This window comes from Halorussus ruber (assembly GCF_004765785.1).
Lineage (GTDB): Archaea > Halobacteriota > Halobacteria > Halobacteriales > Haladaptataceae > Halorussus > Halorussus ruber.
The window spans coordinates 94866-121127 of sequence record NZ_SBIT01000002.1 but is presented as its reverse complement, the minus strand read 5'-3'; the positions used below and the strand labels follow the sequence as shown (position 1 = coordinate 121127).

Sequence of the window (26262 nt, the reverse complement as noted above, 5' to 3'; positions counted from 1 at the left end):
CGTCGCGCTCGGTGGGACCGACCGCCGGGACGCGCTCGGTGGAACCGTCCACGAGGCTGCGCTCGGCGGGGAACCCGACAGGGCGGGGCTTCAAGAAACGTTTCTCTTTGATTCTAGACAGGAATCCCTAAAAGCACCTCTATTTTACGACGACCGTACAGAACCCCGAAAAAGAAACATCGCTAGTCGTCGGCCGAGATGGGGTCCTCCTCGCGCTCTGGTTCCTCGGCGTCCTCCTCGACCTCGGTCGGGTCTGCGCTCGGGGTCTTCGGGTCGGTTTCGGGTGTCTCCGGCTCGGCCTCGATTGTCGGAGCCTCGGGTTTCTCGCGCTCCGGCGTCTCGTCGGCGTCACCCGAGACGAACGTCACGAGGAGGTCCTTCGCTCGCGCGCCGACCCACGCCGAGTTCTCGTCGGGGTCCTCCTCGGGTTCGCTGGCTCTGCTGGACGTTCGTGACCACTCGCCGCGTCTGTGACACATGCTATCTCCCCGCACGAATCTGCATCGGCGAACGCGATAAGAATTTTCGACGCACTGCGACACGTCGGGCGCGAAAACAATTCGCTTATTGGAGTCGTTCGAGCGCCGCGGTCACGCCGCGGACGACCAACAGCGGGAGTGCGAACGTCGCGCCGATGGCGGCGACCCAGCCAGCGAGCAGGGTCGGGACGGTCATCGGGACCAACTCCGCCGCGGTGGCGAACGTCGCGCCGGTCAGCAGGGCCGACGCCACCAGCGACAGCAGCGTGGCGAGCGGGAGCGTGAAGCGGGTGAGAACCGAAGCGATGCGGCCGTGTTCGGCCCGAGTCGCTGGCGCGACCCGCCGAAGCGTGGTGTAGAGTTTCATCGGTCTTTCCTCACGTGTAGATAGGAACCACGACCCCAAAAGTGTAATCTGAACTATATTTCTGTAGTCGACGTTACTGGAATCGCGTTCTGTAACACGGTTGTCTGTTCTATCGTGGATTCGATAGCGAACCTTCCAGAACGATTGATAAGACAACTACCCCTGTCTTTAGGAAATGTAAAACTACTCGAAAGCGCCAGCGCGACGAGAGGGCTACTTTCGCGGGTCCCGGTCCGGTCCCGGATACTCGCCGTCCTCGACCGCCTCGTAGAGCGACGCGGCGTCGAACAGGCCCGCGAACCCGGCGGGCGTCTTGACGCTGACGTTCAGGCGCGACCCGAACGCCGCGCTGGCCTCGGCGCTCCGCAGGCCCTCGTCGTAGCTCAGGATGTGGGCGGCCTGCGACCGGTACGCGCTGGCGAGGGCGGGGTGGTCGCCCTCGGGATGCTCGACTTCGACGCGCAGGGCCTCGATTTCCTCGCGCCACGCCGCGGCGAGGTCCTCGTCGGCCAACTCTCGAATTACCTCCTCGGCGTCCTCGAGGAGGGCGTCGCTGGCGACCAGTTCGACCCACGAGTGGCTCCGAATATCGTCCATCGCCTCGCGTGCCGGTCCGCCGACGAGGAGGTCCGCGACGAGGACGTCGGCATCAGCGACGATGCGGGCCGGATTGGTTTCCGGCGTCTCAGGCATCGTCGGCCTCCTGCTCGTCGCTCTCGGTCGTCTCGTCTTCTCGATGGGCGGCCAGTCGCTCGCGTATCGTCTCGACGTCGGTCTCGTACTCCTCGGCGCGCTCGAAGAGGTCGTCCCAACTCATGGTCTGAGATTTGGGCGGGGGTGAGGAAAAGTCTGCTTTACTGGGGATGATGTGTTCTTTGGGGTGCGAGTTCAAGAAGTAGAACCTGTACCACGGAGAACAAGTCTATGATGTTGTTTTAGAAAGCCCCGCCCGGTCGCGGTCTCGTGAGCGGAGCGAACGAGACCTCGGAGGACGCGGTTTGTCCTCCGGCGGTTGCTGGTCGGCATATCCTCGGTCTCTCCGCACCGGAAGACGAACCGCGTCTTCCGAGCCATCACCTCACTCCGTTCGGTGAGACACCGCCCGACCTCGGATAGGGGCCGACCAGCGACCAAGCCTCTGGCGCGACCGGGCGGCCCCTTCATCCACCCAAACGGTGGTTTGATTGGCTGAGTGCATTCCTGTCGGTTGGTCGGCCGAGCGCCCGCCGGGTGGTGGGCGCTCGGCTACCGTGGTTTTCGCGGACAGAATCAGAGTTCTCGCCTACGAATCAGACTCGTCGTCGTGGGCGTAGGTCATCCGGACCAACTCCTCCGTGCCGCCCTCCGGCACCTCGAACTCCGGGCCGAACACCTCGAAGCCCAGCGACTCGTAGAACCCCACCAACCCCTCCCGACAGAGGAGCGAGAGGCCCGGCACGGACTGCAAGTCGGGGTGGTCGAGTAGCGCCTCCATCAGCGTCTCGCCGAGGCCCTCGCCTCGCCGGTCGGCCGCGACAATCACGTCGAAGACCGTGGCGTAGTAGTTGTAATCGGTCAGAACTCGCGCCGCGGCCACGAGGTCGCCGTCTGCTTGCACTCCCAGCGCGACCTCCGTCGCGGCCAGCGCCTCGCGGACTCCCGCCTCCTCGCGGTCCTCCCACCATTCGTACTCCTCGTAGAGCGCGACCAGTTCCGGCGCGTCCTCGGGCGATAGCTCGCGGACTTCAGGCATGACTCTCCGTCTCGGTTCGACTCGTCCCCGTCAAAAATCGCTGTCGGTGGTGTGTGACGGTGTGTGGTGGGGTGGTAGTCTGGTGGTTTGACGGTGGTGTGGCGGGGTTCCCTGTTCCACCCGTTCCACTACGTGCTACCGAAGGCGCTCGTCTCGATGGTCTTCTCGTAGCTCATCGAGTCGAGTTCGACCGTGAACTGGTTGCCGCGGTACTCCACCACGGCGTAGTAGGAGACCGAGAGGTCGGACTCCTCGCCGTTGGTCAGGTGGCTGACCCACCAGTCGTCGATTCGCTGGTTGTCGAGGCCCGCGGTCGCCGAAATCGCGCGAGTCGATTTGCCCGGAATCGTGGTTCCGACGTTCGTCTCGTCGTCGGCCAGCACCACGCCGTTGGCCTCGATTTCGTAGCCGAGTCGCTTGACGGTCAGCTCGCCGTCGCGCTCGTTCGTCACCTTCCCGTCGATTGCTATCGGCGTCCGCTTCATCGTGGGTTCGCCCCACTCGGCGCTCACGCCGTGGAGTTTGGCGAGCGTCCGCCCGCGGACCGTGACGGTCTCGCTACCCGTCCGGAGGCCCGAGAGCATGTCGGTCTCGAAGGTCTGGTGTTGCTTGGGGAGCGGCACCGGCACCTCGGCGAATCCGAGGTCGGCGAGCGCCCGGCCCTCGGTGGTCAGCTTCGTCCGCTCGCCGTTCCGGACGTGGCTCATCCACCACCGCTGGATGGCGGCGTCGCTAACGCCCTTCGAGACCGTGAGTTCGCTTCTGCCGGGCGTGAGCGTCGTCTCTTGGCTGTCCTGAATCAGCGTCATCCCGTTGAGTCTCACCCGGTAGGTCGCGTCGAGCGAGACGTTGCCGAGGTGCGAATCCGCCGCGTTGGGGTTGTCCACGACGACGGTCGTGGTGAATCGCGTGCCCGAGTCGGTCGCGGCCCAGTCGCGGTCGATGGAGACGACTCGCGGCGGGCTGGCCCCGAGGCCCTTCTCCTCGCCCGGCGGGCCGAGTGCGCGAGTCGTCGCGGTTCCGCCGCCCAGAATGTCGGTCTCGAACGCGACGCGCTGGCTCAGGAAGGGCAGGGGGACTCGCTGGGTCCCCTCCTCGCCCTCGACCACGGCGAACACCGAGACGTTCAGGTCGGTCCGCTCGCCCCGGTTCAGGTGGCTAACCCACCACTCGTCCAGCTTTCCGTTGTCCAGCGTCGAGTTGATTCGGATGGTGTCGGTCGAGTTCGCGGAAATCTCGACGCCGCCCTCGGTGGTCCCCTCGGCCACCGTCACGTCGTTCATCGACACCTCGTAGCCGATTTTCGAGAACGTGATGGGCGCGCTGTTGGGGTTGTGGACCGTTCCGGCGAACCGGAGGGGCGTCTCGTCCTCGGTCGCGTGGCCCCACGACGCTTCGGTCTCCTCGACGGTCAGCAGGGTCCGGTTGCCCACCTGCACCGACTGGCCCGACTGACTGTCGAACGACGAGAGCATGTCTGTCTCGAAGGTGCGGTCGAACGACGGCAGGCCCTTCGAGACGAAGGCGACCTTCGCCGAGGGTTCGACCGAGAGGGTTGTCTCCTCGCCGTTGTTGATGTGGCTGGCCCACCACGCCGGAATCTTCTCGTTGTCGATGCCGGTCTTCAGCGCGATTTCGTTCCGACCGGGCGACAGCGAGAGGCCGCCGCTGGACCCCTCTGCCATCGTCACGTCGTTCATCGTCACGTCGTAGGTGACGCTGGCGGCCCCCGGGACGCCCACTTTGTTCGGGTTGTCCATCACGACTGTCGTCCGAATCTGGGTCTCGTCCTTCGTCACTTCGCCCCACTCGTTCTCGACCGATTCGACCGCGGGCGGTTGGAGACTGACGACGCCGGTCGAGACCGCCGCGCCGACTCCTGCGGCCGAGACGACTAGTCCTGCCAGCAGAACCGCTCCGATTTTGCCGAGCGTGCCGCCGACCAGACTCATCGTCCTACCTCGCCGGTTCGGTTCGTCTTGTTCGTTTGCTCCCTCTCGTTCGTCCACCCCGTCTGAGTTCGCTGTTCGCGTGCCATAGGGAGTGATTCCGAAGCCTCCCCTAAGTAAGTTTCTCGCGCGAGCGTGGCGAAGTTTGGATAGTGGCAGAAAAATTACGCTGACAACAGCGTCACCCTCTCTCGTGGGAGCGAAATCCCCACCTCGTCGCGCTCCGGCGGCGAGGAGGCGTAGGCGTCGAGTCGCTGGCCCGCCACGTCGAGCGCGAGGAGACACCGGCCGTCCTCCTGAATCGCGCGCTCGACCGACGCCGAGAAGTCGGCGTCGGCGGGGCCCTCCGGGTTCAGTTCGACGTGTTCCGGTCGGATGGCGAGGTGGGTGGCGTCGTCGCCTGTCGTCCCCAGTCCGTCCGTGCCGTCGAAGTCGAGTCGGCCCTCGGGCGTCGCCAGCGCGTCGTCGGCGAGTTCGAGGCAGTTCGCGCCCGTGAACCGGGCCACGAAGGGCGAGTCGGGGCGCTCGAAAATCTCCTCGGGCGTGCCGATTTGGACGATGCTCCCGTCCCGAATCACCGCCACCCGGTCGGCGATGGCCCGCGCCGTCGTCCGGTTGTGCGTGACGTACATCGCGGTCTGGTCGGCCAGCACGTCCGCGAGGACCTCCCGGAGCGTCTGGCGGGTCGGCACGTCGAGCGCCGAGAGGGGCTCGTCCAGCAGGAAGGCGTCGGGTCGGACGGCGAGGGCGCGGGCCAGCGCGACCCGCTGGGACTCCCCGCCCGAGAGCGTCGGCGGGTACCGGTCGGCGAGGTCCGCCACCCCGAACTCCGTCAGCAGGTCGTCGGGGTTCCGGATGTCGTGGTACCTCCCGCCGAACGCGACGTTCTCGCGGACCGTCTTGTGAGGGAACAGCGCGTAGTCTTGGAAGACGAACCCGAGGCCGCGCTCCTCGGGCGGTTCGCCGGTCAGGTCCCGGTCCGCCAGCGCCACCCGGCCCTCGTGGTCGTGGAACCCGGCCACGGTTTCCAGCAGCAGGCTCTTGCCCGACCCGCTGGGGCCGAGGACGACCAGTGTCTCGCCGTCGGCGACAGAGAGGTCGGCCGCGACCTCGAACCGGTCTGCGCCTTCGGCGGTGAAGGTCGCGGACACGTCGATGTCCAGCGTCACGGCAAATCACCTCCGATTTCCGGCTTCATGGCCACCCTCCATCGTCGTAAGCGACAGTCCGAACCAGCAGGAAGATGACCGCCGAGAGCGCCAGCAGGAGGGTGGCGACCGCGCCCGACTCCTCCAGTCCGGCCGAGAGGTACGTGTTGTAGATGAAGACGGGGGCGTGTTGGGCCGAAATTTCCCCCTCCAAGGGGTAGAAGAACTCGACGCTGTAGGCGACGATGGCGACCGCGCCGAACTCCGAGACCGCTCTCGCCCACGCCAGCACCCCGCCGGTCAGGACGCCGCGCCACGCCAGCGGGGCGGTCACGCGCCGGAAGGTCTCGAAGCGGTTCGCGCCCAGCGTCCTCGCGGCCCACTCGACGCGGGTCGGCACCGACTCGAAGGCCTCGCGGGCCGCGTTGACCGCGAAGGGGGCCGAGACGAACGTCATCGCCAGCACCATCCCGAGCATGGTCTGGAGGACCGCGAACGTGAACGTGAAGTCGATGACGGGAACGGTGAACTGGACGCCGCCGAACGCCCCGCCCTCGCCGAACCCGAACAGGATGGCGAGGCCAGCGACGCTGTGGGGGACCACGAGGGGCAGGTCCACGAGGCTCTCGACCAGTTCCTGTCCGGGGAACCCCCGAGCCAAGACCAGCGCCAGCGGGACGCCGAACGCGACGCTGACGATGGCCGCCAGTAGCGGCGCGTACACCGACAGGTAGAGCGCCTGCTGGACGCCGGGGTCGGCGGCCATCTCGACCACGAGGTCGGGGTTCTGGCGGGCGACCATCATCAGCAGGGGCAACCCGAGCGCGACCAACAGGACCGTCCCGAGCGTGGCCGAGAGAATCCCGAAGGCTCCTCGGTTCCGGTAGGCGGCGATGGCCCCGGCCGAGAGGACCGCGAACCCGGCGTAGGCACCCGGATAGCCGACCCCGACCGCCGCGGCGAACGCGACGAGTTGGACCGAGACGACCGCGAGGAGGGCGGTTCCGGTGCCGATGCCGCCGACGAGCGACTCGTCGGCGGAATCGGTCGCTCGGGGAGCGGTGGTCTCGCCCTCGGTTCTGGTCTCTGTGTCGGTACTCACGATTCAGAGTTCGAGCGGACCGATTGAAGTCTTTGCCTCCGCGTGCTTGGCGACGCGAGGCGGCACGTCGCCGCCCTTCGTGACGACGGCGGGTTGCTTGGGGATGAGGCCCTTCTCCTGCAGAATCTTCCGACCGGGTTCGGTAATCATGTACTCGACCCACTGAGCGCCCCGGACCGGGGCCTCGGCCACGCTCGGGACCGTCACGCCGTAGGCGATGGGCGCGCCGACGTACTCGGTGCCGCCCGCCTCGACTTTGGCCTTGGCGTAGTGTTCGGCGTACTTCGTGGTGAGTTTCGAGAGGTCCACGTGGGGTTGGAGGTCCACGTAGGGCAGTCCCGACTGGGAGGCGATAGACCGGTAGTAGAGCGCGTAGTCGAGTTTGCCCGACTCGAGTTGGCCCTCCAGTTTGGTCTCGGTCCCGGTCGGAATCGTCATGTTGTCCCGAATCTGCTGGAAGGTCCGCTCGTCGTAGAGGCGCTCGCCCTCGAATTTCTCCTTGCCCAACTGCATCGCCATGACCGCGCGGTAGCCGCCGGGGTCGATGGCCGGGTCGCTGTGGCCGACTTTCACGTCGTCCCGGCTGAGAATCTCCCACCAGTTGTCGGGACCGATTTCGTCCGCGCCGGGCGAGTCCTCGCGGTACTGGAGCGACATCGCGTTGGTGGCGAAGACGGCGTACCAGTCGCCGTAGTCGGGCACGACCATGTCGCGGATGAGCCGGAAGTCCGAGACCCCCAGCACGTCGGCCTTCCGGCCCTGCGTGGTGATTTTCTTCGTCGAGGCGACCGACCCCTTCGCCTCCCGGTTGACTGTGACGCCGTACTGCTCCTCGAACTGGGGTTCGGCCGCGCTGAACGGCGGCGCGAGGCTCCCCGCGTGGAAGGCGGTCAGCGAGTCCGAGGAGGGCGTTCGGGCCTCCTCGCCCTCGGCGGCTTCGCCACTCGTCGCGGTCCCGTCGCCGCCCTCGGTCGTGGTCCCTTCAATGGGCTGCTCACTCGCCGTACACCCCGCGAGGCCGGTGAGTCCGGCCGCGCCGAGTGCGCCGGTCGCTCGCAGAAATCGCCGTCTCGACCGTTGTTCCCTCTCAGACATAACCCTGCGTTCTATCGCGCCAGACATAACGGTTTTGCTCGCTCGTCCCGTCGGCGAGGGTATGGACGCCGGATTCGAGACTCACCTCCGGGCCGACGGAGTGGAGTTCGACGCCGACGACGCCGAACTCCTCCGGGCGGTCGACAGGGAGGGGTCGCTCAACCGGGCCGCAGACGAGTTGGGCCGGTCGTACTCCCGCGCTCACCAGCGACTCACGGCGCTCGAAGACGCGCTCGGCCCCCTCGTGACTCGCCAGCGAGGAGGGTCCGGGGGCGGTGGCTCGGAACTCACGGACGAGGCCCGCGCCGTGCTGGCCCGGTTCGAGCGCCTCCGCGCGGAGTTCACGGGGACCGCGGAGGTCGAGGAGACCGTCCTCTCGGGCCGGGTCGTCGCTCGGGAGGGAGAACTCGCCACCGTGGAGACCTCCGCCGGGCGGGTCCGCGCGCTCGCTCCCGAGGCCGACACCGACGCGGTGCAGGTCGCCGTCCGGGCCGACGCCGTGACGCTCCACGCGCCCGAGGACGCCCCCGCCGAGGCGGCCACCAGCGCCCGGAACCGGTTCGCGGGCACCGTCTCGGCCATCGACGCCGGGGAGCAGGTCGCCCGCGTCCTCGTGGACGCGAGTGCCGACGCGACCCTCTCCGCGCTGGTCACGGCGTCGAGCGTCGAGAAGTTGGACTTGCGGGCGGGGAGCGAGGTCGTCGCGTCGTTCAAGGCGACCGCGACGCGGGCGAGTCCGGGCGAGGATTGGTAGCCGGTTCCTGTCCGGACGCCGACCGGATTCGGAGAATCCGGCCGAGGAATAATTATATTGTTTAAAGAATTGTATTTGTTACTCAATGGCGTTTGAGTATTGCCCGACACCCGGACACTCCTCGGCCGTAAACCGCTCCTACGGCGCGACAGGAGTGCCCTACGAAGACTGAGGAGACGCTTTGCTGGCTCATACTAAAACACGTGGCGTCCGAACCTGCGGGTATGCCCCCGGCTAACGACGACGCGCCGTCGGTTCTCGTGCCAACGGGCGTCGCGCCGTACAGTTACCCCTGCCTGCGTTCGCTGGGGCGGCGCGGCGTCCACACCATCGCGGCCTCGGAACACGACCACGTGCCCGTGTTCTCCTCGCGGTTCTGCGACGAGACGGCGCGACTCCCCTCGCCCGACGCGGACCTGCTGGCGTACAAGAACGCGCTGTTGGACCTCGCCGAGCGCGAGGACGTGCAGGCGGTGATTCCGATTCGTGAGTACGACGCCTACCTGCTGTCGCGCTACCGCGAGGAGTTCGCGGAACGCGCCGCGGTCGAGGTCCCGCCGATGGAGACGCTGGAGCGGGTCCACGACCGCGTGAAACTCGCGGAGGCGGCCGAATCGGCGGGCGTCCCGGTGCCCGAGACCCGGACGCTCGACGCCGTCGAGGACTGGACCGGCGACCTCCTCGTCAAGTCCCGGTACAACCTGCTGGCCGACCAGTACGTCGATACCCACGCCCCGAACGAGTGCGAGGAGGTCAACAACGTCACCCACGTCCACCCCGACGAGGAACCCGACCGCGACGAGCTGGTCGCCGAGATGAACCACACGCCCATCGTGCAGGAGTTCGTCCCCGCCAGCGACGAGTACATGTTCGCGGCGCTCTACGACGAGGGCGAACCGGTCGCCACCTTCCAGCACCGCCAGATTCGCGGCAACTCCTACACCGGCGGCGGTGGCGTCTACCGCGAATCGATGTACGACCCGGAACTCGAAGCGGTCGCCCGGGACCTGCTGGCCGAACTCGACTGGCACGGGCTGGCCTGCATCGAGTACATGGAACACGACGAGACCGGCGAGTACTACCTGACCGAAATCAACCCCCGGATGTGGCAGTCGCTCCCCTCGACGGTGCAGGCGGGCGCGGACTTCCCGCTGTACTACTGGCTCCAGTCGCGCGACCGCCGCGAGGAAATCGACCCGGACTTCGAAATCGGCGTCGGGAGCCACCTCCTCTACGGCGAACTGGGCTACCTCGCCAGCGTCCTCAGCGACGAGTCGCCCTACGTCGAGCGCCCCTCGCTCTCGGAGACGGCGCTGGAAATCGGCGAGTCGATGCTCCGCCAACCCCGGTTCGACTTCCTGCGACTGGACGACCCCCGGCCCTTCGTGAGCGGCGTGCTTCAGACGCTCACTAAGGGCTAGTCGCGCTGTTGCCGTTTTCTGGAGTCAGCGAGCTTCGCTTTCCACGCGCATCGCTCGGTGAACCATCCACACTCCTGGTGGACTGAAAGGGCGAGCGCGGTTCGCGTCCAGTTGAGTCGTCTCAGCCGACCCCTATCCGGGCGCGCAGAACTATCCGGGCGCGCAGTTCTGCGCGCCCGGATATGTCGCTGAGCGACCGAGAACCGCGCGAGGGCTTTCGAAACCTGCGTCTCCCTGCTCGAAATCAGCGTTCGGTTCCTGTCTCCGGACCGGTCGAATCGCGCTTTCTCCCCTGCCTACGGTTTCATCTCCTCGACCAGTTCCACGATTTCGGCGCGCACCTCGTCGCCGACCTCCCGATGGGGTTTCCTCGCGTACCCCGCCGAGACGCCCCGATAGCGCATCGCGGCCTTCGCGCCCGGCACGCCGTACTTCGACGTGACCGCGCGGTTGAGTTCCACCAACTCGGCGTTGAGTTGCCGGGCCTCCTCGTCCTTGCCCATCCGGTGCAGGTCGAAAATCTCGTCGGCGCGCGCCGGGGCGACGTTCGCCAGTCCCAAAATTCCGCCGTCGCCGCCCGAGGAGAGCGCGTGGGCGTAGACGCTCCCGCTCCCGACCAGCAGGTCGAACTCCTCGTCGGCGGTCAGGCGGCGCTCGCGCTGGAAGGTCTCGATGTCGCCCGACGAGTCTTTCATCCCGGCGACGTTGTCGTGGCCCGCGAGCCGCCCGACGACCTCGGGATTCAGCTTGACGCCGGTGTAGGCCGGGACGCTGTAGAGGTAGACCGGAATCGGACTCTCGTCGGCGACTTCCCGGTAGTAGTCCTCCAGCGCCGCGTCGTCGTGGCCGTAGTAGAACGGCGTCACGACCAGCGCGGCGTCCGCGCCGACTTCCGCGGCGCGCTCGGTCTGGCGGAGCGTCTCCTTGAGTCCGGGGTGGCCGGTGCCCGCGACGACCGGGACCTCGGCCTCCTCGGCGACGATTTCGACCACGCGAGTTCGCTCCTCGACGCTCATCAGTTCGGCCTCGCTGTTCGACCCGCACGGGACGATGAAGTCCACGCCGCCCTCCTCGACCCACTCGACCAGTTCTCGGAGCGCCTCGGCGTCGAGGTCCCCGTCCTCGTCGAAGGGCGTGAGCAGCGGCACGCCGGTTCCGTTCATGCTCGCGTAGTCGGCGTGCGTGACCTTGAAGGTAGGCGAGTCGGCAAACGTGAGAGATTGCGTCGTCCGGCAGAGCATTCGCTGGCGCTGGTTAGTCGAGGTCAGTCCGCCAGAGGGCGCGGGCGTTTCACCCCGACCACCAGCCGAGCGTCTGACGTAGTTTTAAGTTAATGCCGTTCACACCCCCGACTGGGCGCGCATTGACGGCCTCTCTTCCCCCATCCTCCCACACCGCGCGCCCGGCACACCACCACACCTCCCCACACCCTCTCCCCCTTCGGCAGTACGCCTTCACGACGTTCGTTCCCTCTTCGGCGGTCCCCCTTTCTGTTCCCCCTCAGAACCCGGATTTCGGACCGCGAATCCCGATTTCGGTCGAGTAACTACTGCTTACAGTCCTCGTAGGCGCTGTTTGACCGGTGCGGGCTTCCGAGTCCGCCGCGCCTACCGTCCGCTCAGCCGCCACATAACAAAGTCCGAATCCGCCCATGAAAGAAATGCGCCCGACGGCTCGGGCGCGAAGCGTGCAGCAGTCTCCCGGTCGGCATCCCGACGACGCCGGAGGCCCTGGCGGCGGGCTGGCCTCTCGCCAAAGTGTCACCAACCCTCCCACGAAAGTTCTCGTCTCGGGGTGCCTGCCAAGACCCCGCGCTACCTACTGCCCTCCGCGGCCATTTTTCGGGAGCTTGCACCCAAGCACAGCGTATCGTCCGCTTATTCTGCGGCTTCGGCTTCTCCTCCGGCATCGCCCTGCAATCGCTTTCGGACCTCCGAGAGAGCGTCGCGCTCGGCGATGACCGCGAGTTGGTCGCCGCTCTCGACCGTCGCGTTCGGGAGCGGAATCGTCATGCGCTGGCGCTCTCTGCCGTGAGCGTAGATTCGGGCGTCCTCGGGGAGTTCGACCGCGCTGACCTGCTGGCCGACGACCGGCGACTCGTCGGGCACCATCACGGTGGTCAACTGTAGCTCCTCGGTCAGGTCGGCGATGACGTTGAAGTTGCCACCGAGGAGCGCCGTCTTCGCTCCGGCCGCGCCGAGGCGCTCGGGGTAGACCACCTCGTCCACGTCGTCGGCGAACTTGTGGTAGATGTCCGCGCGGTAGTCCTCGTCGATGCGCAGGACCGTCCGGCAGTCGTAGTGCTTGCCAATCATGCACGCCGCGAAATTGACGTTCAAGTCGCCGGTCAACCCGGCGATGGCGTCGGTCGTTCCGAGGTCGGTCTGGGTCAGAATCTCCTCGCTGGCACCGTCGCCTTCGATGACCATGAACCCCTCGTTGCGGGCGTGTTCGGCCTTGTCGGCGTCGTCTTCGACCACCGTGACTTCGTGTCCCTCCTCGTGTAGGATGCGGCCGGTTCGCAGGCCGACCCGGCCTGCACCAACGATAACAAATCGCATGGAGTCACGTACTCCGAGAAGGACCAAAAGGGTTCGCGTCGAACTAATCGCTCAGCACGAGATGTTTCCGTCGAGCAGGTCGGCGACCGTCTCGCGGACCGCCTCGACGCCCGAAAGCGGTTTCGTGAGGTAGGTGTCGCAGTCTAAGTCCGAAGTGGGTTGGGCGGCAGGGACGACTGCGACCCGGCAGTCGCACTCGGCGTCCCGAATCTCTTCGAGGAGTTTGTCGCCGTGGGTGTCTGGGAGATTGCGGTCCAACAGCACCACGTCGAGTTCCTCGTGGAAGGATGCGCGGGCCTCCTCGGCGGTGTAGGCGGTCTGGACCTCGTATCTCTCGGGGAGGGCACTGGCGAATCCGTCCGCGAGCGGGCGATTGTCGTCTACTACCAGTACTGCCGGATTATCTGACATGATGTGGTCTCTCGGTACCGACTGACCTCGACTGTATCAGGGTCTGGGAGGATAACGATTAGCCGGTTCGTTGCAGACCGTTGCAGTCCGTTTCGACCGGAGTAGAAGTCGAACTGCTTATATTCGTGACAGGGCCACTCCCAGTAGATGGTCCGCGACCCGCTCGGAGCCGAGGACCCGGCGGAACTCCAGACGGTCCTCGACGCGCTGAACGACTCCGATTGCAGGCGAATCGTCCGACAGCTCGACGAACCCATGACTGCCAGCGAAATCTCGACCGAATGTGACATCCCCACTTCGACGACGTATCGCAAGCTAGAGCGTCTCACCGACGCCTCGATTCTGACCGAACAGACCGCCATCCGAACCGACGGCCACCACACCTCGGAGTACACGCTGGCGTTCGAGGAGGTCAAGGTGTTCTTGGACGAACAGCGCCAGTTCGAGGTGTCGATTTCCCGGCCGACCCAGTCGGCCGAAGAGCAACTCGCGGGCCTCTGGGCCGAGGTCCGCAAGGAGACCTGAGATGGTACACATCCCCTCCACTGTCGTCGCGCTCAAGACGATAACGCTCGTGCTGGGCGGTCTCATCACCTACTTCGCGTTCAAGGCCTACCGCCGGACCGGCGCGCAAGCGCTCAGGGCCCTCGCGCTCGGATTCGGGACAGTCACGCTCGGGTCGCTGTTGGCCGGGGTCGTAGACCGCCTGTTGGATACGGCGGGCACGTCGGCGCTGGTCGTCGAGAGCGCGCTGACCGCGGTCGGATTCGCTATCATCCTCTACTCGCTGTACGCCGAGTGAGGAACGAAATCGGACGACCGAGTGAAACGGGACCGAAGAACCAGATTCGGTACGGGACCGAAGAACCGAGTGCGGAACCGCGGACGGTTCAGCCGAGGACGTACCGGAGCCTCGGGTAGCGTTCCACCAACGCCTCGCCGCCTGCGTCGTACTTTTCGATGAGGGCGTCCAGTCCGAGGAGTCGCCCCGCGCCGAGCGCCGCGACCGCGAGGAACACCAGCATGTACGCGAAGTCGCCGTTGACCAGCCCGTGCTGGACCTCCCAGTTGCCGAAGTAGAACAGCAACATCATGAACGCGCCGAAGAACGCCGCGAGGCGGGTCGCCGCGCCCACCAGCAGGGCCATCCCGACGAGGAACTCGCCCCACGGGACCGCGAGGTTGACGAACTCCACGAACCACCCGGTCTGGCCCATCGCGTGGAACAGGTCCGAGAGGGGGCTGGCGGCCGTGACGTGGGTCAGGTAGCCCGTCGCGTCGAACGGTTCGGCGGCCGCGATTTTGGTCCACCCGGCGTGGAGGAAGGCGTAGCCCATCATGAGTCGCAGCGCGACGACGAACCACGCGCTCAGGCTGTGGGCCTTGCCGCGGACCGTGATGCCCGCGAAGTCGGTCTCGAAGACGTTCGCCTCGGTTCGGAACTTGGACGAGTCGGTGGCCATAGCGAATCACTCCTACAGGAGAACGTCGTTCCTCAGTGAGGGTATAACGCGCCACCGATTCTCAGACCTTGAAAATCGGAGCAGATGCGTTTTTGGACGCTACCAGCCGTCGAGTTCCTCGACCGGCGAACCGGCCGAGACGGGACACCGGACGATGAGAACGTCGAAGGACTCGTCGGAGGCGACCGTACTGCCGACGCTGTGTATCGACGTGACCATGTGCCCGGCGTTGTCGCTCCCGATGGCGACCAGCGAGGCGTCGGCGTCTTTGGCGGCCCCGCGCAACTCGCTGGCGATGGTGCCCGACGAAGCGTACCGACCGACCGTCTCGTGCCAGAAGTCGGCCTGCGGTGCCATCTCGGCGACGCGCTCGTGGAGTCGCCCCACGATGGTCTGCACGTCGAACTCCTCGTCCGGCCCGAGCCAGTCGCGTTCGCGCGCGTACTGTACGTCACCCTCTGGGACGATTGTGAGCGCGAGGACGCGCTCCTCGAAGGCGTCTCCGAGGGTGGTCGCCCGGACGAGCGCGGCCTCGGAGAGTTCGGAGCCGTCGAACGGAACTACGATTGTCATATTTAAATTTTATTTCTCCGGGGTTATATCCGTACATTCTTTTCTCAATCGCTGGGAACGGTTAATTTTGTTAATCGCTCAACACGACTGGCCGAGGAGAGAAACGCGAGCGGGTCGGATTCGCACGATGGAGTCGGGGTCGTTTTCACCGAGTGGGAACGACTGTACGTTTATATACTGCTTGGGTGCCAAGTACGAAATGTAATGTACGAGACGGTCCTGCTCCCGACGGACGGGAGCGAAGCTATGGAGACTGTGGTCGAACACGCCCGCGACGTCGCCGAGCGGCGTGACGCCGAGGTCCGCGTCCTCTACGTCGTGGACGACCGTGCCTTCCTGACCCTCGACGACGAGCGCATCCCCGAGGTCACCGACGAACTCTGCGAGGAGGGCGAGCGCGCGACCGACGAGGCCGCCGCCGCCTTCGAGGGCGTGGACGTGACCACCGAGATTCGGCAGGGCAACCCGGCAGACGAGATTCTGGCGGCCGCCGACGAGTCCGACGCCGACCTCGTGGTCATGGGCACCCACGGTGCCGACCCGACCCGGAACATGCTCGGTAGCGTCTCCCAGAAGGTCGTGACCCTCTCGTCGGTCCCGGTGTTGACGGTCAACATCGCGGAAATCGACGACGAACCCTCGGCCCTCGACGCCGCCATCGAAGCGAACGACGACTGACTCCCACTCACGGACTCCGCTATTTCAACGATGACGAACACGACTCCCGCCAACGACGACGACAGCGCGTCTCCGACCGAGGAACCGCTCGCCGACCGCGCCCCCGCAGACCGCCCCGATTCGCTGACCGCGGTCGTGGTCGAACGCGACGACGAGTTAGACGCGTGTACGCTCTACCCCGAAGACGCCGACGAGGAGGACCTCGTAACCGAGTGGATTACCGCCGAGGAGGGGTCGTACGTCGAACTCGACTCGATGCGATGAGTCGGTCACACTCCAGTTTTCTTCCCGATTTCGGCGGTTCGACCCTGTTTTCGACGCGAATTCCTGCGTCGGACGCGACGAACTCCCGTCCCGCGTAGCCGGTTTTCCCGAACCCGTTCGTCAGTTCCTCCGATAGCCGCAGGCATGGCCGAACATGTTCGGGAAGAGTTATGCGTTCGCGGGTGCTGTTGTCTCGACTAGCGATGCCGCGAGCCAAGCTACACATCACGCTCCCCGACGAGGTTTGGATCGCCGAGATTTCGTCGGCCTACCCGGACGCCGAGTTCCGCGTGCTGGCGGCCTTCCCCGCCGACGAGACTGGGGTGGGACTCCTCGAAATCACCTCCCCGAAACTGCCGACGGTCGTCGCTGACATGGAGGACCGCGAGGACATCGTCTGTCTGGACCTCCAGCAGGCCTCCGGCGAGTCAGCGCTGATGGAGTTCGAGACGACCGCGCCCCTGCTGCTGTTCTCGGTGCAGGAGTCGGGCCTCCCGCTCGAACTCCCGTTCACCATTATCGACGGCGAGGCCGAGGTGGAACTGACCGCCTCGCGCGACCGCCTCTCGGCGTTCACCGCCCAACTCGAAGCCTTCGAGATGGACTTCGACGTGGAGTACGTCCGCGAGATGGTCAACTCCGAGAGCCTGCTGACCCAGCGCCAGCGCGAACTGCTGAACGCGGCGGTCGAGGAGGGCTACTACGACACGCCCCGCGAGTGTTCGTTGACGGAGTTGGCCGAGCAAGCGGGCGTGGCGAAGTCCACGGCGAGCGAGACGCTTCATCGAGTGGAGGAGAAGATTATCAAAGAATACTGTGGTTAGGCTAAGAGTATAAAAACAATCACTGAACAAATAATTTGTTATGTCGGGGCTTTCTGGGGATTGCGTACTGCCGCGGACGTGTCGGTCACGCGCGGGAAACAACCTATTTGAAAGGTCGAGACGAAGATTCCGTCTCGGTCACCGACTGCAGTCCTACGACGTGTCTGTCACGGACTCGCCGTCCTCCCACGGGAGCGGACCGTCGTAGTCCTCGGGGACGAACGAGCAGAGGGGGTCGCTTTCGAGGGGGTCGCCGGTCGTGGCGTAGGCTCTGGACCGGCTTCCGCCGCAGACGTTTCGGTAGGGGCAGGCCCCGCACTTGCCGCGGAGCGCGTCCTCGTCGCGGAGCGACTCGAAGAGGTCCGCGTTCCGGTAGATGTCGGTAATCGGTCGCTCGCGGACGTTGCCCGCCGACTCGGGCAGGAACCCGGAGGGGTAGACCTCGCCGAGGTGGCTCACGAAGGCGAAGCCGTCGCCCGCGGTGATGCCCATCTGGCGCTCGGGGGTGGCCTCGGTCTGCTGGACCGCGACTCGGCGATAGTGTGGCGCTTCGGTCGTCTTGAGGCCGAAGGGCCACTCGTCGCTCTTTTCGACCAGCCACTCCATCACGCGCTCGGCGCGGTCCGGCGAGATTGGGTCGAGCGCCGCGCCCCGGCCCACCGGCACGAGGAAGAAGACGCTCCAGAGGACCGCGCCGAGGTCCGCCACGAGGTCCGCGATTTCGGGCAGGTCCGAGACGGTCTGGCGACAGACCGTAGTGTTGATCTGCAGGGGCAGGCCCTCGTCGCGGGCGGCGTGGGCGGCCTGCATCGTCTCGGCGAAACTCCCCTCCTCGCCTCGGAAGGCGTCGTGGCGCTCCGCGGTCGCGCCGTCGATGCTGAGCGCCATCCGGCGCAGGCCAGCGTCCGCGAGGTCGGCCACGGCGTCGGGCGAGAGCGCGGCGGTCCCGCTCGGGGTCATGGTCACGCTCAGGCCGATGTCGGTGCCGTACTCGACGAGGTCCGCGGCGTCGTCGCGCTTGAGGGGGTCGCCGCCCGAGAAGACGACGAGTTGGTTCTCGCCGAACTCGCGGGTCCGGTCGAGGAGCGACTCGGCCTCCTCGGTCGAGAGTTCGCCGGGGTGGCAGTTCGGCTGAGCGTCGGCTCGGCAGTGTTCGCAGGCCAAGTCGCAGGCTTGGGTCAACTCCCAGATGAGTACGAACGGACGCTCGTCGGTGTCTACCCGGCGTGGCGGCCCGGCGGAACGATTCCTTGTGGTCGCCATGGCGGGGTTACTCCACGACGATTGCGCCCTTCATGCCCATCGTCTTGTGGGGCGTGCAGACGTACTTGTAGGTCCCTGCGCTGTCGAACGTCTGGGAGAAAGTGTGTCCCTTCGTCCCCGTCATCTCGCTCTCGAAGTCGCCGTTCTCGGCCGCGACGTTGTGACTGCCGCCCTTGCCGTTCCACTCCCAGACGACCTTCGTCCCCTTCGAGACTTTGACCGCGGCGGGCGAGAACGCGAAGTTGCCGTTGTTGCCCTTCGCGCCGACCTCGACCGTGACCTCCGACTCGCCGGTCTTGTCTACCACGCCGTCGTAGTTCGAGGTCTGGTCGAACCAGCCGTCGAAGCTCATCGAGTTGCTTCCGGAACTGCCGCCGTCACCGCCGGAGTCGCCGCTTCCAGAGTCGCCGCCGTCGCCGCCGTTTCCGTCCTCGCCGCCGGAATCTCCGCCGCCGCTGGAACAACCAGCGAGCGCCACGCTGGTCGCGCCGACAGCCATCGTCTTCACCATCGTTCGTCGGGAGAGGGTATCTCGGTTCATCTTCGTTTCCCGCTTTGAGGGCTACATAAATGGGGGTAGCCCTGATTCCCACTCGGTGAAAATGCCATCCGAACGTGTTCGGGTCAGTCGGCGCTGGGGTTTTCACGCGCTGAACTCGTCGGCCCGCCGTCAAATCGCGTCTCGCTCGGCCTCGATTCGCTCGGCGTAGGCGGTCGTGATTCGCTCCAGAATCGCCTCGCCCGCCTCGCCGATCCCCTCGCGCGGGTCGCCGAGGACGCCGTTCTCGGTAATCGATTTGAATCCCTCGCTCAGGAGCCTCGCGGTCGAAATCTCGCCCTCGTGGCCGACTTCGAGTTCGTCGGTCCGGACCAGTCCCTCCTCGACCGCCAGCACGATGGCGGTCTCGACCGCTCCGGCGTGGACGACCGGCTCGTCGTACTCGACGCCGCCCTCTCGAAGCCCCTCGTTCTGGAGGTCCATCAAGTCGCCGAGGTCGGCGACTGCGATGACGCTCGCGTCGATTTCGTGGGCGATTTCGGGCGCGACGGTGTTGACCGGCGCGAAGTTCCCGCCGTGGGTCGGCACGAGGACGACGTGTTCGAAGCCGTGTCGGTCGAGCGACCGGCAGTAGCCCCGAATCAGGTCCATCAGGGTCTCGGCGGGAATCGTGATGGTGCCCGGAAACTCCATGTGGTGGCCCGAACACCCCGGCCGAATCGTGGGCGCGGCCAGCGCGTCGCCCAACTTCGCGGCGATTCGCTCGGCGAGTTCGTCGCCAGCGAGCGTGTCCACGAACAGGGGCAGGTGCGGGCCGTGCTGTTCGACCGCGCCGACCGCGACGACGGCGGTCCGCGTCCCCGCTTCGAGCGCCGATTCGACCTCCGGCCACGTCCGTTCGGCCAACAGCACTGATTCGTCTGCTGTCATATCCTGCCAATACGAGGTCTGGCGGGTAAGTCTGTGGTTTCCACCGACCGTGACTGACGCTCTCCGCCAGCGAATATCCACCGTCTGCGTTTCACCAGGAGCGTATATAGATGGCTAAGACACAATAGATAATTATCAAAAGAAACACAAAATGTCTTTAGTGCGTCTGACCACCCCGCGTCTCTCACCGAAACCGAACATGTTCGACACAACCTCGAAGGCCCGGCCCCGACAACTGTCCCTCATGCCGAGACTGGACGTCCGCGAGATGCCGCCGCCGGAGCGCCATTCGGAGATTCACGACGCCTTCGCCGAGCTGGACAGCGGCGAGGTCCTCGAACTCGTCAACGACCACGACCCAAAGCCGCTGTTCTACGAGATGCAGGCCGAAGTCGAGTCGTTCGACGCCGACAATTACGACGTCGAGCAAGAGGCCGAGGAGAAGTTCGTCGCCACCTTCCCCAAGAAGTAGCATGCCCGAAACCGCTTCGCTCGACGACCTGACCGAGACGCCCCGCGAGCTGGTGTTTCCGGGGAGCGAACCTCGGACGATTCGCCTCGCGCTCGACGCGGGCGAGGAGATTCCGGCCCACAGCCACCCCGAGCGCCACATCGTGATTCACGGTCTCTCGGGGCGACTCGCCGTGACCGTCGGCGGCGAGTCGAACGCGCTGGAATCCGGCGACCTCCTGCGATTCGACGGCCGGGAGGAGGTGGTCCTGACCGCCGAGGAGGACAGCACCGCGCTGTTGGTACTGGCTCCTCGGGCGGACGAGTAGGAGAAGCCAGGGGGGTTTGGGTTCTCTTTTGTCGAGTATTCCGATTACCGAGTTGGTTCGACAGGCTGGCGTGAACTGATTGGTCCGCGAAGCGAACGACTCCTCGAGCAACTGAAGACGGCACCGCCCCGCACCTGCACAGCACCGCTCCGCCACCGCAGACCGCACCGCGCCCCGGACCTCCCCGCCCGCCGCGCGCAGAACTGCGCGCGGCGGGCGCATCCCGTGGATGGTCACACTCCACGAAATCCACTACGAAATCCCATTGCGGTCCCCACTCGACGCGGTCCGAGGCGCTGGACTCGGGGCCGTCTCGGCCTCTTTCCCACCGGTGTTCTTCCTCGGCCGAACACGTTCGGCCGGGTTCCCAGAGGACAGCAATCGCGTCCCGGTTAAAAGCCCCCTGACGGGCAACCTCGACCTGTATGAGAGTGAAACGTAGCACGCTGGCGAAAATCCTTGCGACGGTCTTCGTCGTCAATCTGGTCGTGATGGGTATCGGCGCGTGGTACTCCTATCAGGAGGCCCCGCCGATTCCCAAGGAGGTCGAGGGACCGAACGGCCGGACGGTCGTGACGGCCGAGCAGGTCCGCGAGGGCAAGACCGTCTTCCAGTCGAACGGCATGATGAACCACGGGTCGATTCTCGGCAACGGGGCGTACTACGGCGAGGACTACACCGCCGATACGCTGGATTTGAAGGTGCAGTTCATGCGCCAGTACTACGCCCGAGAACAGTACGGGACCGACGACTACGGCGGCCTCTCGGCCAGCGAGCAGGCCACCGTGGACGTGGCCGTGAAGGGTGACCTGACCGACGGCACCCCCGGCGGACAAATCGAGTACACCGCCGCCGAGGCCTACGCCCACGAGCAGGTCCAGCAAGTCTACGTCGAGCGGTACCACGAGGGGAGCCACGAACGCGGCGTCCCCGCCGAGATGATAGAATCGGAGGAGGAGGCCGAGCGCTTCGCGGACTTCGCGCTCTGGACGGCGTGGATTTCCCACACCGACCGGCCCGGAACCGACCACAGTTACACCAACGAGTGGCCCTACCAGCCAGCGGCCGGTAACGACGCGACCGGCGCGTCGATGATTTGGAGCGTCGTCGCCATGGTCCTGCTGGTCGGCGGGGCCGGAGTCGGCGTCTGGCTCTACAAGTCCATCGAACTTCCCGAACCCGAGACCGAGGGCGTCACCATCCCGAGTCCCGACGAGGTCAACCTCTTCCCCGGACAGGCCGCGGCGCTCCGGTTCGCGGTCGTCGGCGCTGGCCTGTTTCTCGGACAGGTGCTGCTCGGCGGCTTGCTGGCACACTACTACATCGAGCGCGCAGGCTTCTTCGGCCTCGGCGAGATGCTGGGCATCGACTTCCTGTCGTTGCTCCCCTTCGCCATCGCCAAGACGTGGCACCTCGATTTGGGCATCCTCTGGATTGCCACGCTCTGGCTCGGCGCGGGTCTGTTCCTCCCGCCCCTGCTGACCAAGCGCGAGCCGAAGAATCAGGGCCGGTACGTCAACCTGCTTTTGGGCACGCTGGTCGTGGTCGTCGTCGGTGCCCTCGCGGGCATCTGGCTCGGGTCGAAGGGCTACTTCGACGACCTCTGGTGGATCCTCGGCAACGAGGGGCTGGAGTACCTCGAAATCGGTCGGCTCTGGCAGGTCGGCATCCTCGTGGGCTTCCTCGCGTGGGCCGGTCTCGCGGCCCGCGGTCTCAAGCCGCTGCTCGACCGCGAACCCCGGTACGGCCTCGCCCACATGATTCTGTACGCTGGCGGCTCCATCGCCCTGCTGTTCACCGCGGGCTTCCTCTACACGCCCCAGACGAACATCGTCGTCACCGAGTTCTGGCGCTGGTGGGTCGTCCACATGTGGGTCGAGGGGGCCTTCGAGTTCTTCATCGTCGCGCTGGTCGGCTTCACGCTGGTCAGCATGAACCTGCTGAAAAAGCGCTCCGCGGAGAAGGCAGTCATGGTCCAGGCCCTCCTCGTGATGGGCACGGGCGTCATCGGCGTCTCCCACCACTACTGGTGGGTCGGCCAACCCGACATGTGGGTTCCCATCGGGAGTGCGTTCTCGACGCTGGAACTCATCCCCCTCGTGTTCATCCTCTACGAGGCCATCGGCCAGTACCGCGCGATGTCCAACAGCGGCGAGGGCTTCCCCTACACCCTCCCGTTCATGTTCATCGTCGCCTCCGGCGTCTGGAACTTCGTCGGCGCTGGCGTGCTGGGGTTCTTCATCAACCTGCCGTTCATCAACTACTTCGAGCACGGCACCTACCTCACGGTGGCCCACGCTCACGCCGCGATGTTCGGCGCGTTCGGATTTCTCGCGCTCGGCATGGTCACCTACATGCTCCGCATCGCGGTGCCCGAGGCCGAGTGGGACCCCACAAACCTCCGGCGGGCCTTCTGGGCGTGGAACGTCGGCCTCGCGCTGATGTGTCTGCTCAGTCTCCTCCCGGTCGGGTTCCTCCAGTTGGAGGTCGCGTTCACTCAGACCTACGACGCGGCCCGGAGCCTCGCCTTCTACGAGGGCGAGCTGGTCCAGCTGCTGTTCTGGCTCCGGATGCCGGGCGACACGCTGGTCATCCTCGGCACGGTCATCTTCACCTACGACGTGGTCAAGAAGGTGCTTGCGCGGGGCGAGACGACGCCGAGCGACGCGCCCACCGACGCCCCGGTGACGACCGGTCCCGCGGTCGAGACCGACGACTGAGGAGACTCGCCGCGGACTGAACCACCGCCGGTCTCTTTTCCCGATACGTTTCCTTTCTCGGTTTCCCTCCTCGTTTCTCCGTTTCCCTCCTCGATTCGTTTCTTCGACCGCGCCATTTTCAGAACGCGAGAATACCGCGAACACGTTCGTGAGCCTTCTTGCGGGCCGAGAATCGCGTTCTCGTTTGAAGGTGGAGAGGGCACTATCTATCCCTGTACGGTGACTCCCAATGCCTACAACCAGTCGTCGCACGGTCCTGCAAGGTATCGGCCTCGGTGGCGCGGCCACCCTCGCGGGGTGTTCCGGGCAGTCCGCGCCCAAAGCGACCCAGACGCAGAAAGCCATGAACAAACAGAAACAGAAGACGGCCGAGCGCGTCGCCGCGGACCCGACAGACATCCCGTCCCCGATTAGCCGGGACGAGCCCAAGGAGGTGGACGTGACTCTCCGGCCCGAGGAGATGACGGCCGAAATCGAGGAGGGCGTCACGTTCAACTACATGACCTACAACGGGCAGGTTCCCGGCCCGTTCATCCGCGTCCGGAGGGGCGACACGGTCAACCTGGCCTTCGAGAACCCGGCCGAGAACGACATGCCTCACAACGTGGACTTCCACGCGGTCGCCGGGCCGGGCGGCGGTGCCGAGGCCACGATGACCGCGCTGGGCGAGACCACCCACCTGGAGTTCAAGGCCACCTACCCCGGCGCGTACATCTACCACTGCGCGGTTCCGAACCTCGACATGCACATCTCGGCGGGGATGTTCGGCATCATCCTCGTCGAACCCGAGGAGGGCCTGCCCGAAGTGGACCACGAGTTCTACTTCGGCCAGATGGAGGTCTACACCGACAAGCGCCCCGGCGAGAAGGGCCAGCACAACTTCGACATGGAGGCGATGAAGCGCGAGGAGCCGACCTACGTCGTGATGAACGGCGAGAAGTACGCCTGCACGCCGGGCAAGCGCGGCGCAGGAAAAGTCGAGACCGGCGACACCGCGCGGGTGTACTTCGTCACGGGCGGCCCGAACCTGACCAGTAGCTTCCACCCTATCGGCAACGTCTTCGAGGAGCTCTGGCCCGAGGGGTCGCTGACCACCCGGCCCCAGACCCACATCCAGACCAAGCAGGTCGCGCCCGGTAGCACCGCCGTCGCCACGATGAACTTCCCGGTTCCGGGCAACTTCAAGCTGGTCGACCACTCGCTGAGTCGCGTGGCACGGAAGGGGTGCATGGCTATCGTCCAAGCCGAGGGGAAGGAGCGCCCCGAAATCTTCGACCCCGAACCGAAGAAGTGACGGCGGGGTAGCGACTTTTCCACTAATTTTTGCGGTACGAGACAGTCGTTATGCTACGAAGGAAAGTGAACCGCAGGAAAGAGCCTAGGCCGGGATTTGAACCCGGGCTCTCGTCCTTACCAAGGACGCGCTTTACCTCTAAGCTACCCAGGCGCACTCCGCTTCTTCTGCGCATTTCATGGTATGACCGGAAACCTCTTTAGGAGTTTCGATTCGAGTCAGGGGTCGGTCGCCGAGGGCCGGGGGTCGTCGCTCGGGGCGAACTGCCGGGGGTTCGGGGCGTCCGAGACGGCCTGTTCGACCTCCTCGGCGACTGGCTCGGGCGGTTCCGGGTGGTCGCCGTCGAGCGATTCGGCCAAATCCGCCGCGTAGGCCAAAAGCGAGTCAGTGGGACTCGCGCCGAACGCGGTCGAACCGGCGAGGACCGCCAACTCGAAGACGTCGGTCTCCAGCGCGTGGGGCGCGGTGGGTCGGCCCTGCTGGTCGTCGGTCTCGTTCCGGCCGAACGACTGGACGGTCTCGACCGCCTTGTCGGCGGCCTCGGTTCGGGCCAACAGCGAAAATCCGCGGGCGACCATCACGTCGGCCGCGAGGATGTCGATGTTGCTGTCGGTGTGCGGTGAGTCGCGCTCCCACGGCGGTTCGTCGGCGAGCGCCCGCGTCAGGCGCAGGCCTTCGTAGATGAGTTGAACGCCAGCGGCGCGGTCCTCGACGCCGACAGTCCCGCTTCCCCCGGCGGTCTCGGGCGGTTTGGTCGCCGTCGCTCCCTCGACAGCGCGTGCCGACGTGAGCGCCAGCACGCCCGGCACCATCGCCGACTCGTCCAACAGCCCGTAGATTCGCTCGCGGAGGGGGTCGGGCGACACGTCTCGAACCGCCTGTCGTCCCGCTTTTCGTGCCCGGACGGCCGCTTCCATTGGCCGACCCTTACGACGGAATCGCCAAAGACCTTTGGAAACTGGCTCCGAGGTGCGAACGTGATCCGAACTGACGACGAGGAGGGCCTGCGGGTCGTCACGCTCGCGCGGCCCGACAGACGCAACGCGCTCACCCCCGAGGGACTCGACGCGCTGGAAGCCGCGGTCACCGAGGCCGACCAGCCAGTCGTCTACCTCCGGGGCGCGGGACCGGCGTTCTGCGCTGGCGCGGACTTGGACGTGGTCGCGGACCTCGACCGCCAGCAGGCCGAAGCCTTCGCCGAACAGGGCCAGCGAGTCGCCGACGCAATCGAGGCCGCCGACAGCGCGGTCGTGGCGGGCGTCGACGGCCCGGCCCGCGGCGGCGGCGTCGAGTTGGCGCTCGCGGCGGACCTCCGGGTCGCCACGTCGGAGGCCACCTTCGCGGAACCCGGCGTGAAACTCGGCCTCTTCGGCGCGTGGGGCGGGACGGTCCGCCTGCCGCGAATCGTCGGCGAGGGCGAGGCGCTGGATTTGGCGCTCTCGGGGCGAACCATCGACGCACAGCAGGCCCGCCGGATGGGATTGGTCTCGCGCGTGACCGACGACCCCCGCGCCGTCGCCGACGAACTGGCGCGCAACGACTCCGAGACCCTCCGGGCGGTCAAGGCCCGGATGCGCGACGACGCGCCGCCCGACGAGCAGGAACGCCGGGAGGCGGAGGTCTTCGGCAGATTGGTCGAGCGCCACGCCGACGCTATCGCCGACCAGCGGGACTCCTGAGCGTTCGGGTTTGGACGGAGGATTCACGCATTTCTTCTTTTTTCTCCGGCGCGCGCTGGCGCGGCGTCTCGTCGCCGCGCCATCGGCGTGCGAGGGATGAGCATCGCAGGCCGGAGCGAAGCGAAGGCCGAGAAGCGCAATCGGTTGGGGAGGACGTGGCCCGCGGTCGCGGTGCGGGGCGGTGCGGTAGACGCCTAGGCTTCGGGAGTAGCTAGCTCCCCATCTCCCCCAAACAATCTCCACCAACACTTAACAAATGTTTAGACACTCAAAGGAA

General features: G+C 66.1%; 30 protein-coding genes and 1 tRNA gene. 12 read left to right on the top strand and 19 right to left on the bottom strand.

The features are described from left to right. Positions 1-182 precede the first annotated feature (182 nt). The 9 genes from EPL01_RS07765 to EPL01_RS07730 all read right to left on the bottom strand — a co-directional run bounded on the left by EPL01_RS07765 (position 183) and on the right by EPL01_RS07730 (position 7872). Positions 183-479 (bottom strand): hypothetical protein, encoded by a 297-nt coding sequence (locus EPL01_RS07765; protein WP_135824695.1) that lies wholly within the window; start codon positions 477-479, stop codon positions 183-185. Positions 480-564: 85 nt separating this feature from the next. Next, on the bottom strand, positions 565-846 hold the full coding sequence (locus tag EPL01_RS07760) for a hypothetical protein (RefSeq protein ID WP_135824694.1): 282 nt from the start codon (positions 844-846) through the stop codon (positions 565-567). A 213-nt stretch (positions 847-1059) separates the two neighbouring features. Further along, positions 1060-1539, bottom strand: a complete 480-nt coding sequence (locus tag EPL01_RS07755) for a DUF7384 family protein (RefSeq protein ID WP_135824693.1) — start codon at positions 1537-1539, stop codon at positions 1060-1062. Continuing rightward, a complete protein-coding gene (locus EPL01_RS22405) occupies positions 1532-1663 on the bottom strand; it encodes a hypothetical protein (RefSeq protein WP_281275345.1) in 132 nt (43 codons plus the stop codon). Before EPL01_RS22405 ends, EPL01_RS07755 begins: the two co-directional genes overlap by 8 nt. Positions 1664-2128: 465 nt before the next feature. Next, the gene (locus EPL01_RS07750; RefSeq protein WP_135824692.1) at positions 2129-2578 is read right to left on the bottom strand and encodes a GNAT family N-acetyltransferase; all 450 of its coding nucleotides are present in this window, start codon (positions 2576-2578) and stop codon (positions 2129-2131) included. Between the two features lie 128 nt (positions 2579-2706). Then, positions 2707-4530, bottom strand: a complete 1824-nt coding sequence (locus EPL01_RS07745; protein ID WP_135824691.1) for an LEA type 2 family protein — start codon at positions 4528-4530, stop codon at positions 2707-2709. A gap of 161 nt (positions 4531-4691) precedes the next feature. After that, complete coding sequence (locus tag EPL01_RS07740) at positions 4692-5696, bottom strand: ABC transporter ATP-binding protein (RefSeq protein WP_135824690.1); 1005 nt, start codon at positions 5694-5696, stop codon at positions 4692-4694. A 25-nt stretch (positions 5697-5721) separates the two neighbouring features. Next, a complete protein-coding gene (locus tag EPL01_RS07735) occupies positions 5722-6777 on the bottom strand; it encodes an ABC transporter permease (RefSeq protein ID WP_246045644.1) in 1056 nt (351 codons plus the stop codon). Positions 6778-6780: 3 nt separating this feature from the next. Further along, positions 6781-7872, bottom strand: a complete 1092-nt coding sequence (locus EPL01_RS07730; protein WP_135824689.1) for a substrate-binding domain-containing protein — start codon at positions 7870-7872, stop codon at positions 6781-6783. A 61-nt stretch (positions 7873-7933) separates the two neighbouring features. Between EPL01_RS07730 and EPL01_RS07725 the strand changes: the two genes are divergently transcribed. Together EPL01_RS07725 and EPL01_RS07720 are read left to right on the top strand one after the other, a co-directional pair. Further along, positions 7934-8626 carry a TOBE domain-containing protein gene (locus EPL01_RS07725; protein ID WP_135824688.1) on the top strand — a complete coding sequence of 231 codons (693 nt, stop codon included), beginning with the start codon at positions 7934-7936 and terminating at the stop codon, positions 8624-8626. Positions 8627-8850: 224 nt separating this feature from the next. Continuing rightward, positions 8851-10047, top strand: a complete 1197-nt coding sequence (locus tag EPL01_RS07720; protein ID WP_135824687.1) for a carboxylate--amine ligase — start codon at positions 8851-8853, stop codon at positions 10045-10047. Positions 10048-10343: 296 nt separating this feature from the next. Here EPL01_RS07720 and EPL01_RS07715 read toward each other — a convergent pair whose 3' ends face one another. The 3 genes from EPL01_RS07715 to EPL01_RS07705 form a co-directional block, all read right to left on the bottom strand. Further along, the gene (locus EPL01_RS07715) at positions 10344-11210 is read right to left on the bottom strand and encodes a dihydrodipicolinate synthase family protein (protein WP_135824686.1); all 867 of its coding nucleotides are present in this window, start codon (positions 11208-11210) and stop codon (positions 10344-10346) included. Between the two features lie 714 nt (positions 11211-11924). After that, positions 11925-12608, bottom strand: coding sequence for a potassium channel family protein (locus EPL01_RS07710; protein ID WP_135824685.1), 684 nt, complete (start codon positions 12606-12608; stop codon positions 11925-11927). A 51-nt stretch (positions 12609-12659) separates the two neighbouring features. Then, positions 12660-13019, bottom strand: coding sequence for a response regulator transcription factor (locus EPL01_RS07705; protein WP_135824684.1), 360 nt, complete (start codon positions 13017-13019; stop codon positions 12660-12662). A gap of 147 nt (positions 13020-13166) precedes the next feature. On the opposite strand from EPL01_RS07705, the gene EPL01_RS07700 reads away from it, so the two are divergent. Together EPL01_RS07700 and EPL01_RS07695 are read left to right on the top strand one after the other, a co-directional pair. After that, on the top strand, positions 13167-13544 hold the full coding sequence (locus EPL01_RS07700) for a winged helix-turn-helix domain-containing protein (RefSeq protein WP_135824683.1): 378 nt from the start codon (positions 13167-13169) through the stop codon (positions 13542-13544). Between the two features lies 1 nt (position 13545). Next, positions 13546-13821, top strand: a complete 276-nt coding sequence (locus EPL01_RS07695) for a DUF7521 family protein (protein ID WP_135824682.1) — start codon at positions 13546-13548, stop codon at positions 13819-13821. An 88-nt stretch (positions 13822-13909) separates the two neighbouring features. Here EPL01_RS07695 and EPL01_RS07690 read toward each other — a convergent pair whose 3' ends face one another. After that, complete coding sequence (locus EPL01_RS07690) at positions 13910-14482, bottom strand: DoxX family protein (RefSeq protein WP_135824681.1); 573 nt, start codon at positions 14480-14482, stop codon at positions 13910-13912. A gap of 99 nt (positions 14483-14581) precedes the next feature. Then, on the bottom strand, positions 14582-15055 hold the full coding sequence (locus tag EPL01_RS07685; RefSeq protein WP_135824680.1) for a universal stress protein: 474 nt from the start codon (positions 15053-15055) through the stop codon (positions 14582-14584). Positions 15056-15259: 204 nt separating this feature from the next. On the opposite strand from EPL01_RS07685, the gene EPL01_RS07680 reads away from it, so the two are divergent. From EPL01_RS07680 to EPL01_RS07670, 3 genes are all read left to right on the top strand, one after another. Beyond that, entirely contained in the window at positions 15260-15733 is a 474-nt protein-coding gene (locus tag EPL01_RS07680) for a universal stress protein (RefSeq protein WP_135824679.1), read from the top strand. Positions 15734-15763: 30 nt separating this feature from the next. Further along, complete coding sequence (locus tag EPL01_RS07675; RefSeq protein WP_135824678.1) at positions 15764-15997, top strand: DUF7511 domain-containing protein; 234 nt, start codon at positions 15764-15766, stop codon at positions 15995-15997. 203 nt (positions 15998-16200) lie between these two features. Beyond that, the gene (locus EPL01_RS07670) at positions 16201-16821 is read left to right on the top strand and encodes a helix-turn-helix domain-containing protein (RefSeq protein WP_135824677.1); all 621 of its coding nucleotides are present in this window, start codon (positions 16201-16203) and stop codon (positions 16819-16821) included. A 153-nt stretch (positions 16822-16974) separates the two neighbouring features. On the opposite strand, the gene EPL01_RS07665 is transcribed toward EPL01_RS07670, so the two are convergent. The 3 genes from EPL01_RS07665 to EPL01_RS07655 all read right to left on the bottom strand — a co-directional run bounded on the left by EPL01_RS07665 (position 16975) and on the right by EPL01_RS07655 (position 19513). Further along, on the bottom strand, positions 16975-18084 hold the full coding sequence (locus EPL01_RS07665) for a radical SAM protein (protein ID WP_135824676.1): 1110 nt from the start codon (positions 18082-18084) through the stop codon (positions 16975-16977). 7 nt (positions 18085-18091) lie between these two features. Further along, positions 18092-18625 carry a halocyanin domain-containing protein gene (locus tag EPL01_RS07660; RefSeq protein WP_135824675.1) on the bottom strand — a complete coding sequence of 178 codons (534 nt, stop codon included), beginning with the start codon at positions 18623-18625 and terminating at the stop codon, positions 18092-18094. Between the two features lie 129 nt (positions 18626-18754). Next, positions 18755-19513, bottom strand: a complete 759-nt coding sequence (locus EPL01_RS07655) for a creatininase family protein (protein ID WP_135824674.1) — start codon at positions 19511-19513, stop codon at positions 18755-18757. Positions 19514-19757: 244 nt separating this feature from the next. Here EPL01_RS07655 and EPL01_RS07650 point away from each other — a divergent pair, with 244 nt between their 5' ends. The 4 genes from EPL01_RS07650 to nirK all read left to right on the top strand — a co-directional run bounded on the left by EPL01_RS07650 (position 19758) and on the right by nirK (position 24306). Next, positions 19758-19985, top strand: a complete 228-nt coding sequence (locus EPL01_RS07650; protein WP_135824673.1) for a DUF2249 domain-containing protein — start codon at positions 19758-19760, stop codon at positions 19983-19985. 1 nt (position 19986) lies between these two features. Then, positions 19987-20292, top strand: a complete 306-nt coding sequence (locus EPL01_RS07645) for a cupin domain-containing protein (RefSeq protein ID WP_135824672.1) — start codon at positions 19987-19989, stop codon at positions 20290-20292. Positions 20293-20717: 425 nt separating this feature from the next. Further along, entirely contained in the window at positions 20718-23012 is a 2295-nt protein-coding gene (locus EPL01_RS07640; RefSeq protein ID WP_135824671.1) for a nitric-oxide reductase large subunit, read from the top strand. Positions 23013-23241: 229 nt separating this feature from the next. Beyond that, entirely contained in the window at positions 23242-24306 is a 1065-nt protein-coding gene (gene nirK / locus EPL01_RS07635; protein ID WP_135824670.1) for a copper-containing nitrite reductase, read from the top strand. 81 nt (positions 24307-24387) lie between these two features. On the opposite strand, the gene EPL01_RS07630 is transcribed toward nirK, so the two are convergent. Then, positions 24388-24459 (bottom strand) — tRNA-Thr (locus tag EPL01_RS07630). Positions 24460-24524: 65 nt separating this feature from the next. Beyond that, the gene (locus EPL01_RS07625; RefSeq protein ID WP_135824669.1) at positions 24525-25223 is read right to left on the bottom strand and encodes a DUF7114 family protein; all 699 of its coding nucleotides are present in this window, start codon (positions 25221-25223) and stop codon (positions 24525-24527) included. 60 nt (positions 25224-25283) lie between these two features. On the opposite strand from EPL01_RS07625, the gene EPL01_RS07620 reads away from it, so the two are divergent. Next, a complete protein-coding gene (locus EPL01_RS07620) occupies positions 25284-25985 on the top strand; it encodes an enoyl-CoA hydratase/isomerase family protein (RefSeq protein WP_135824668.1) in 702 nt (233 codons plus the stop codon). The last annotated feature ends 277 nt before the right edge of the window (positions 25986-26262 follow it).

Excerpts from the sequence above, each read along its gene's own strand:
- EPL01_RS07765 (WP_135824695.1), bottom strand. The coding sequence starts at position 479 with ATGTGTCACAGACGCGGCGAGTGGTCACGAACGTCCAGCAGAGCCAGC.
- EPL01_RS07760 (WP_135824694.1), bottom strand. The coding sequence starts at position 846 with ATGAAACTCTACACCACGCTTCGGCGGGTCGCGCCAGCGACTCGGGCC.
- EPL01_RS07755 (WP_135824693.1), bottom strand. The coding sequence starts at position 1,539 with ATGCCTGAGACGCCGGAAACCAATCCGGCCCGCATCGTCGCTGATGCC.
- EPL01_RS22405 (WP_281275345.1), bottom strand. The coding sequence starts at position 1,663 with ATGAGTTGGGACGACCTCTTCGAGCGCGCCGAGGAGTACGAGACCGAC.
- EPL01_RS07750 (WP_135824692.1), bottom strand. The coding sequence starts at position 2,578 with ATGCCTGAAGTCCGCGAGCTATCGCCCGAGGACGCGCCGGAACTGGTC.
- EPL01_RS07745 (WP_135824691.1), bottom strand. The coding sequence starts at position 4,530 with ATGAGTCTGGTCGGCGGCACGCTCGGCAAAATCGGAGCGGTTCTGCTG.
- EPL01_RS07730 (WP_135824689.1), bottom strand. The coding sequence starts at position 7,872 with ATGTCTGAGAGGGAACAACGGTCGAGACGGCGATTTCTGCGAGCGACC.
- EPL01_RS07725 (WP_135824688.1), top strand. The coding sequence starts at position 7,934 with ATGGACGCCGGATTCGAGACTCACCTCCGGGCCGACGGAGTGGAGTTC.
- EPL01_RS07720 (WP_135824687.1), top strand. The coding sequence starts at position 8,851 with ATGCCCCCGGCTAACGACGACGCGCCGTCGGTTCTCGTGCCAACGGGC.
- EPL01_RS07715 (WP_135824686.1), bottom strand. The coding sequence starts at position 11,210 with ATGAACGGAACCGGCGTGCCGCTGCTCACGCCCTTCGACGAGGACGGG.
- EPL01_RS07710 (WP_135824685.1), bottom strand. The coding sequence starts at position 12,608 with ATGCGATTTGTTATCGTTGGTGCAGGCCGGGTCGGCCTGCGAACCGGC.
- EPL01_RS07705 (WP_135824684.1), bottom strand. The coding sequence starts at position 13,019 with ATGTCAGATAATCCGGCAGTACTGGTAGTAGACGACAATCGCCCGCTC.
- EPL01_RS07700 (WP_135824683.1), top strand. The coding sequence starts at position 13,167 with ATGGTCCGCGACCCGCTCGGAGCCGAGGACCCGGCGGAACTCCAGACG.
- EPL01_RS07695 (WP_135824682.1), top strand. The coding sequence starts at position 13,546 with ATGGTACACATCCCCTCCACTGTCGTCGCGCTCAAGACGATAACGCTC.
- EPL01_RS07690 (WP_135824681.1), bottom strand. The coding sequence starts at position 14,482 with ATGGCCACCGACTCGTCCAAGTTCCGAACCGAGGCGAACGTCTTCGAG.
- EPL01_RS07685 (WP_135824680.1), bottom strand. The coding sequence starts at position 15,055 with ATGACAATCGTAGTTCCGTTCGACGGCTCCGAACTCTCCGAGGCCGCG.
- EPL01_RS07680 (WP_135824679.1), top strand. The coding sequence starts at position 15,260 with ATGTACGAGACGGTCCTGCTCCCGACGGACGGGAGCGAAGCTATGGAG.
- EPL01_RS07675 (WP_135824678.1), top strand. The coding sequence starts at position 15,764 with ATGACGAACACGACTCCCGCCAACGACGACGACAGCGCGTCTCCGACC.
- EPL01_RS07670 (WP_135824677.1), top strand. The coding sequence starts at position 16,201 with ATGCCGCGAGCCAAGCTACACATCACGCTCCCCGACGAGGTTTGGATC.
- EPL01_RS07665 (WP_135824676.1), bottom strand. The coding sequence starts at position 18,084 with ATGGCGACCACAAGGAATCGTTCCGCCGGGCCGCCACGCCGGGTAGAC.
- EPL01_RS07660 (WP_135824675.1), bottom strand. The coding sequence starts at position 18,625 with ATGAACCGAGATACCCTCTCCCGACGAACGATGGTGAAGACGATGGCT.
- EPL01_RS07655 (WP_135824674.1), bottom strand. The coding sequence starts at position 19,513 with ATGACAGCAGACGAATCAGTGCTGTTGGCCGAACGGACGTGGCCGGAG.
- EPL01_RS07650 (WP_135824673.1), top strand. The coding sequence starts at position 19,758 with ATGCCGAGACTGGACGTCCGCGAGATGCCGCCGCCGGAGCGCCATTCG.
- EPL01_RS07645 (WP_135824672.1), top strand. The coding sequence starts at position 19,987 with ATGCCCGAAACCGCTTCGCTCGACGACCTGACCGAGACGCCCCGCGAG.
- EPL01_RS07640 (WP_135824671.1), top strand. The coding sequence starts at position 20,718 with ATGAGAGTGAAACGTAGCACGCTGGCGAAAATCCTTGCGACGGTCTTC.
- nirK (WP_135824670.1), top strand. The coding sequence starts at position 23,242 with ATGCCTACAACCAGTCGTCGCACGGTCCTGCAAGGTATCGGCCTCGGT.
- EPL01_RS07625 (WP_135824669.1), bottom strand. The coding sequence starts at position 25,223 with ATGGAAGCGGCCGTCCGGGCACGAAAAGCGGGACGACAGGCGGTTCGA.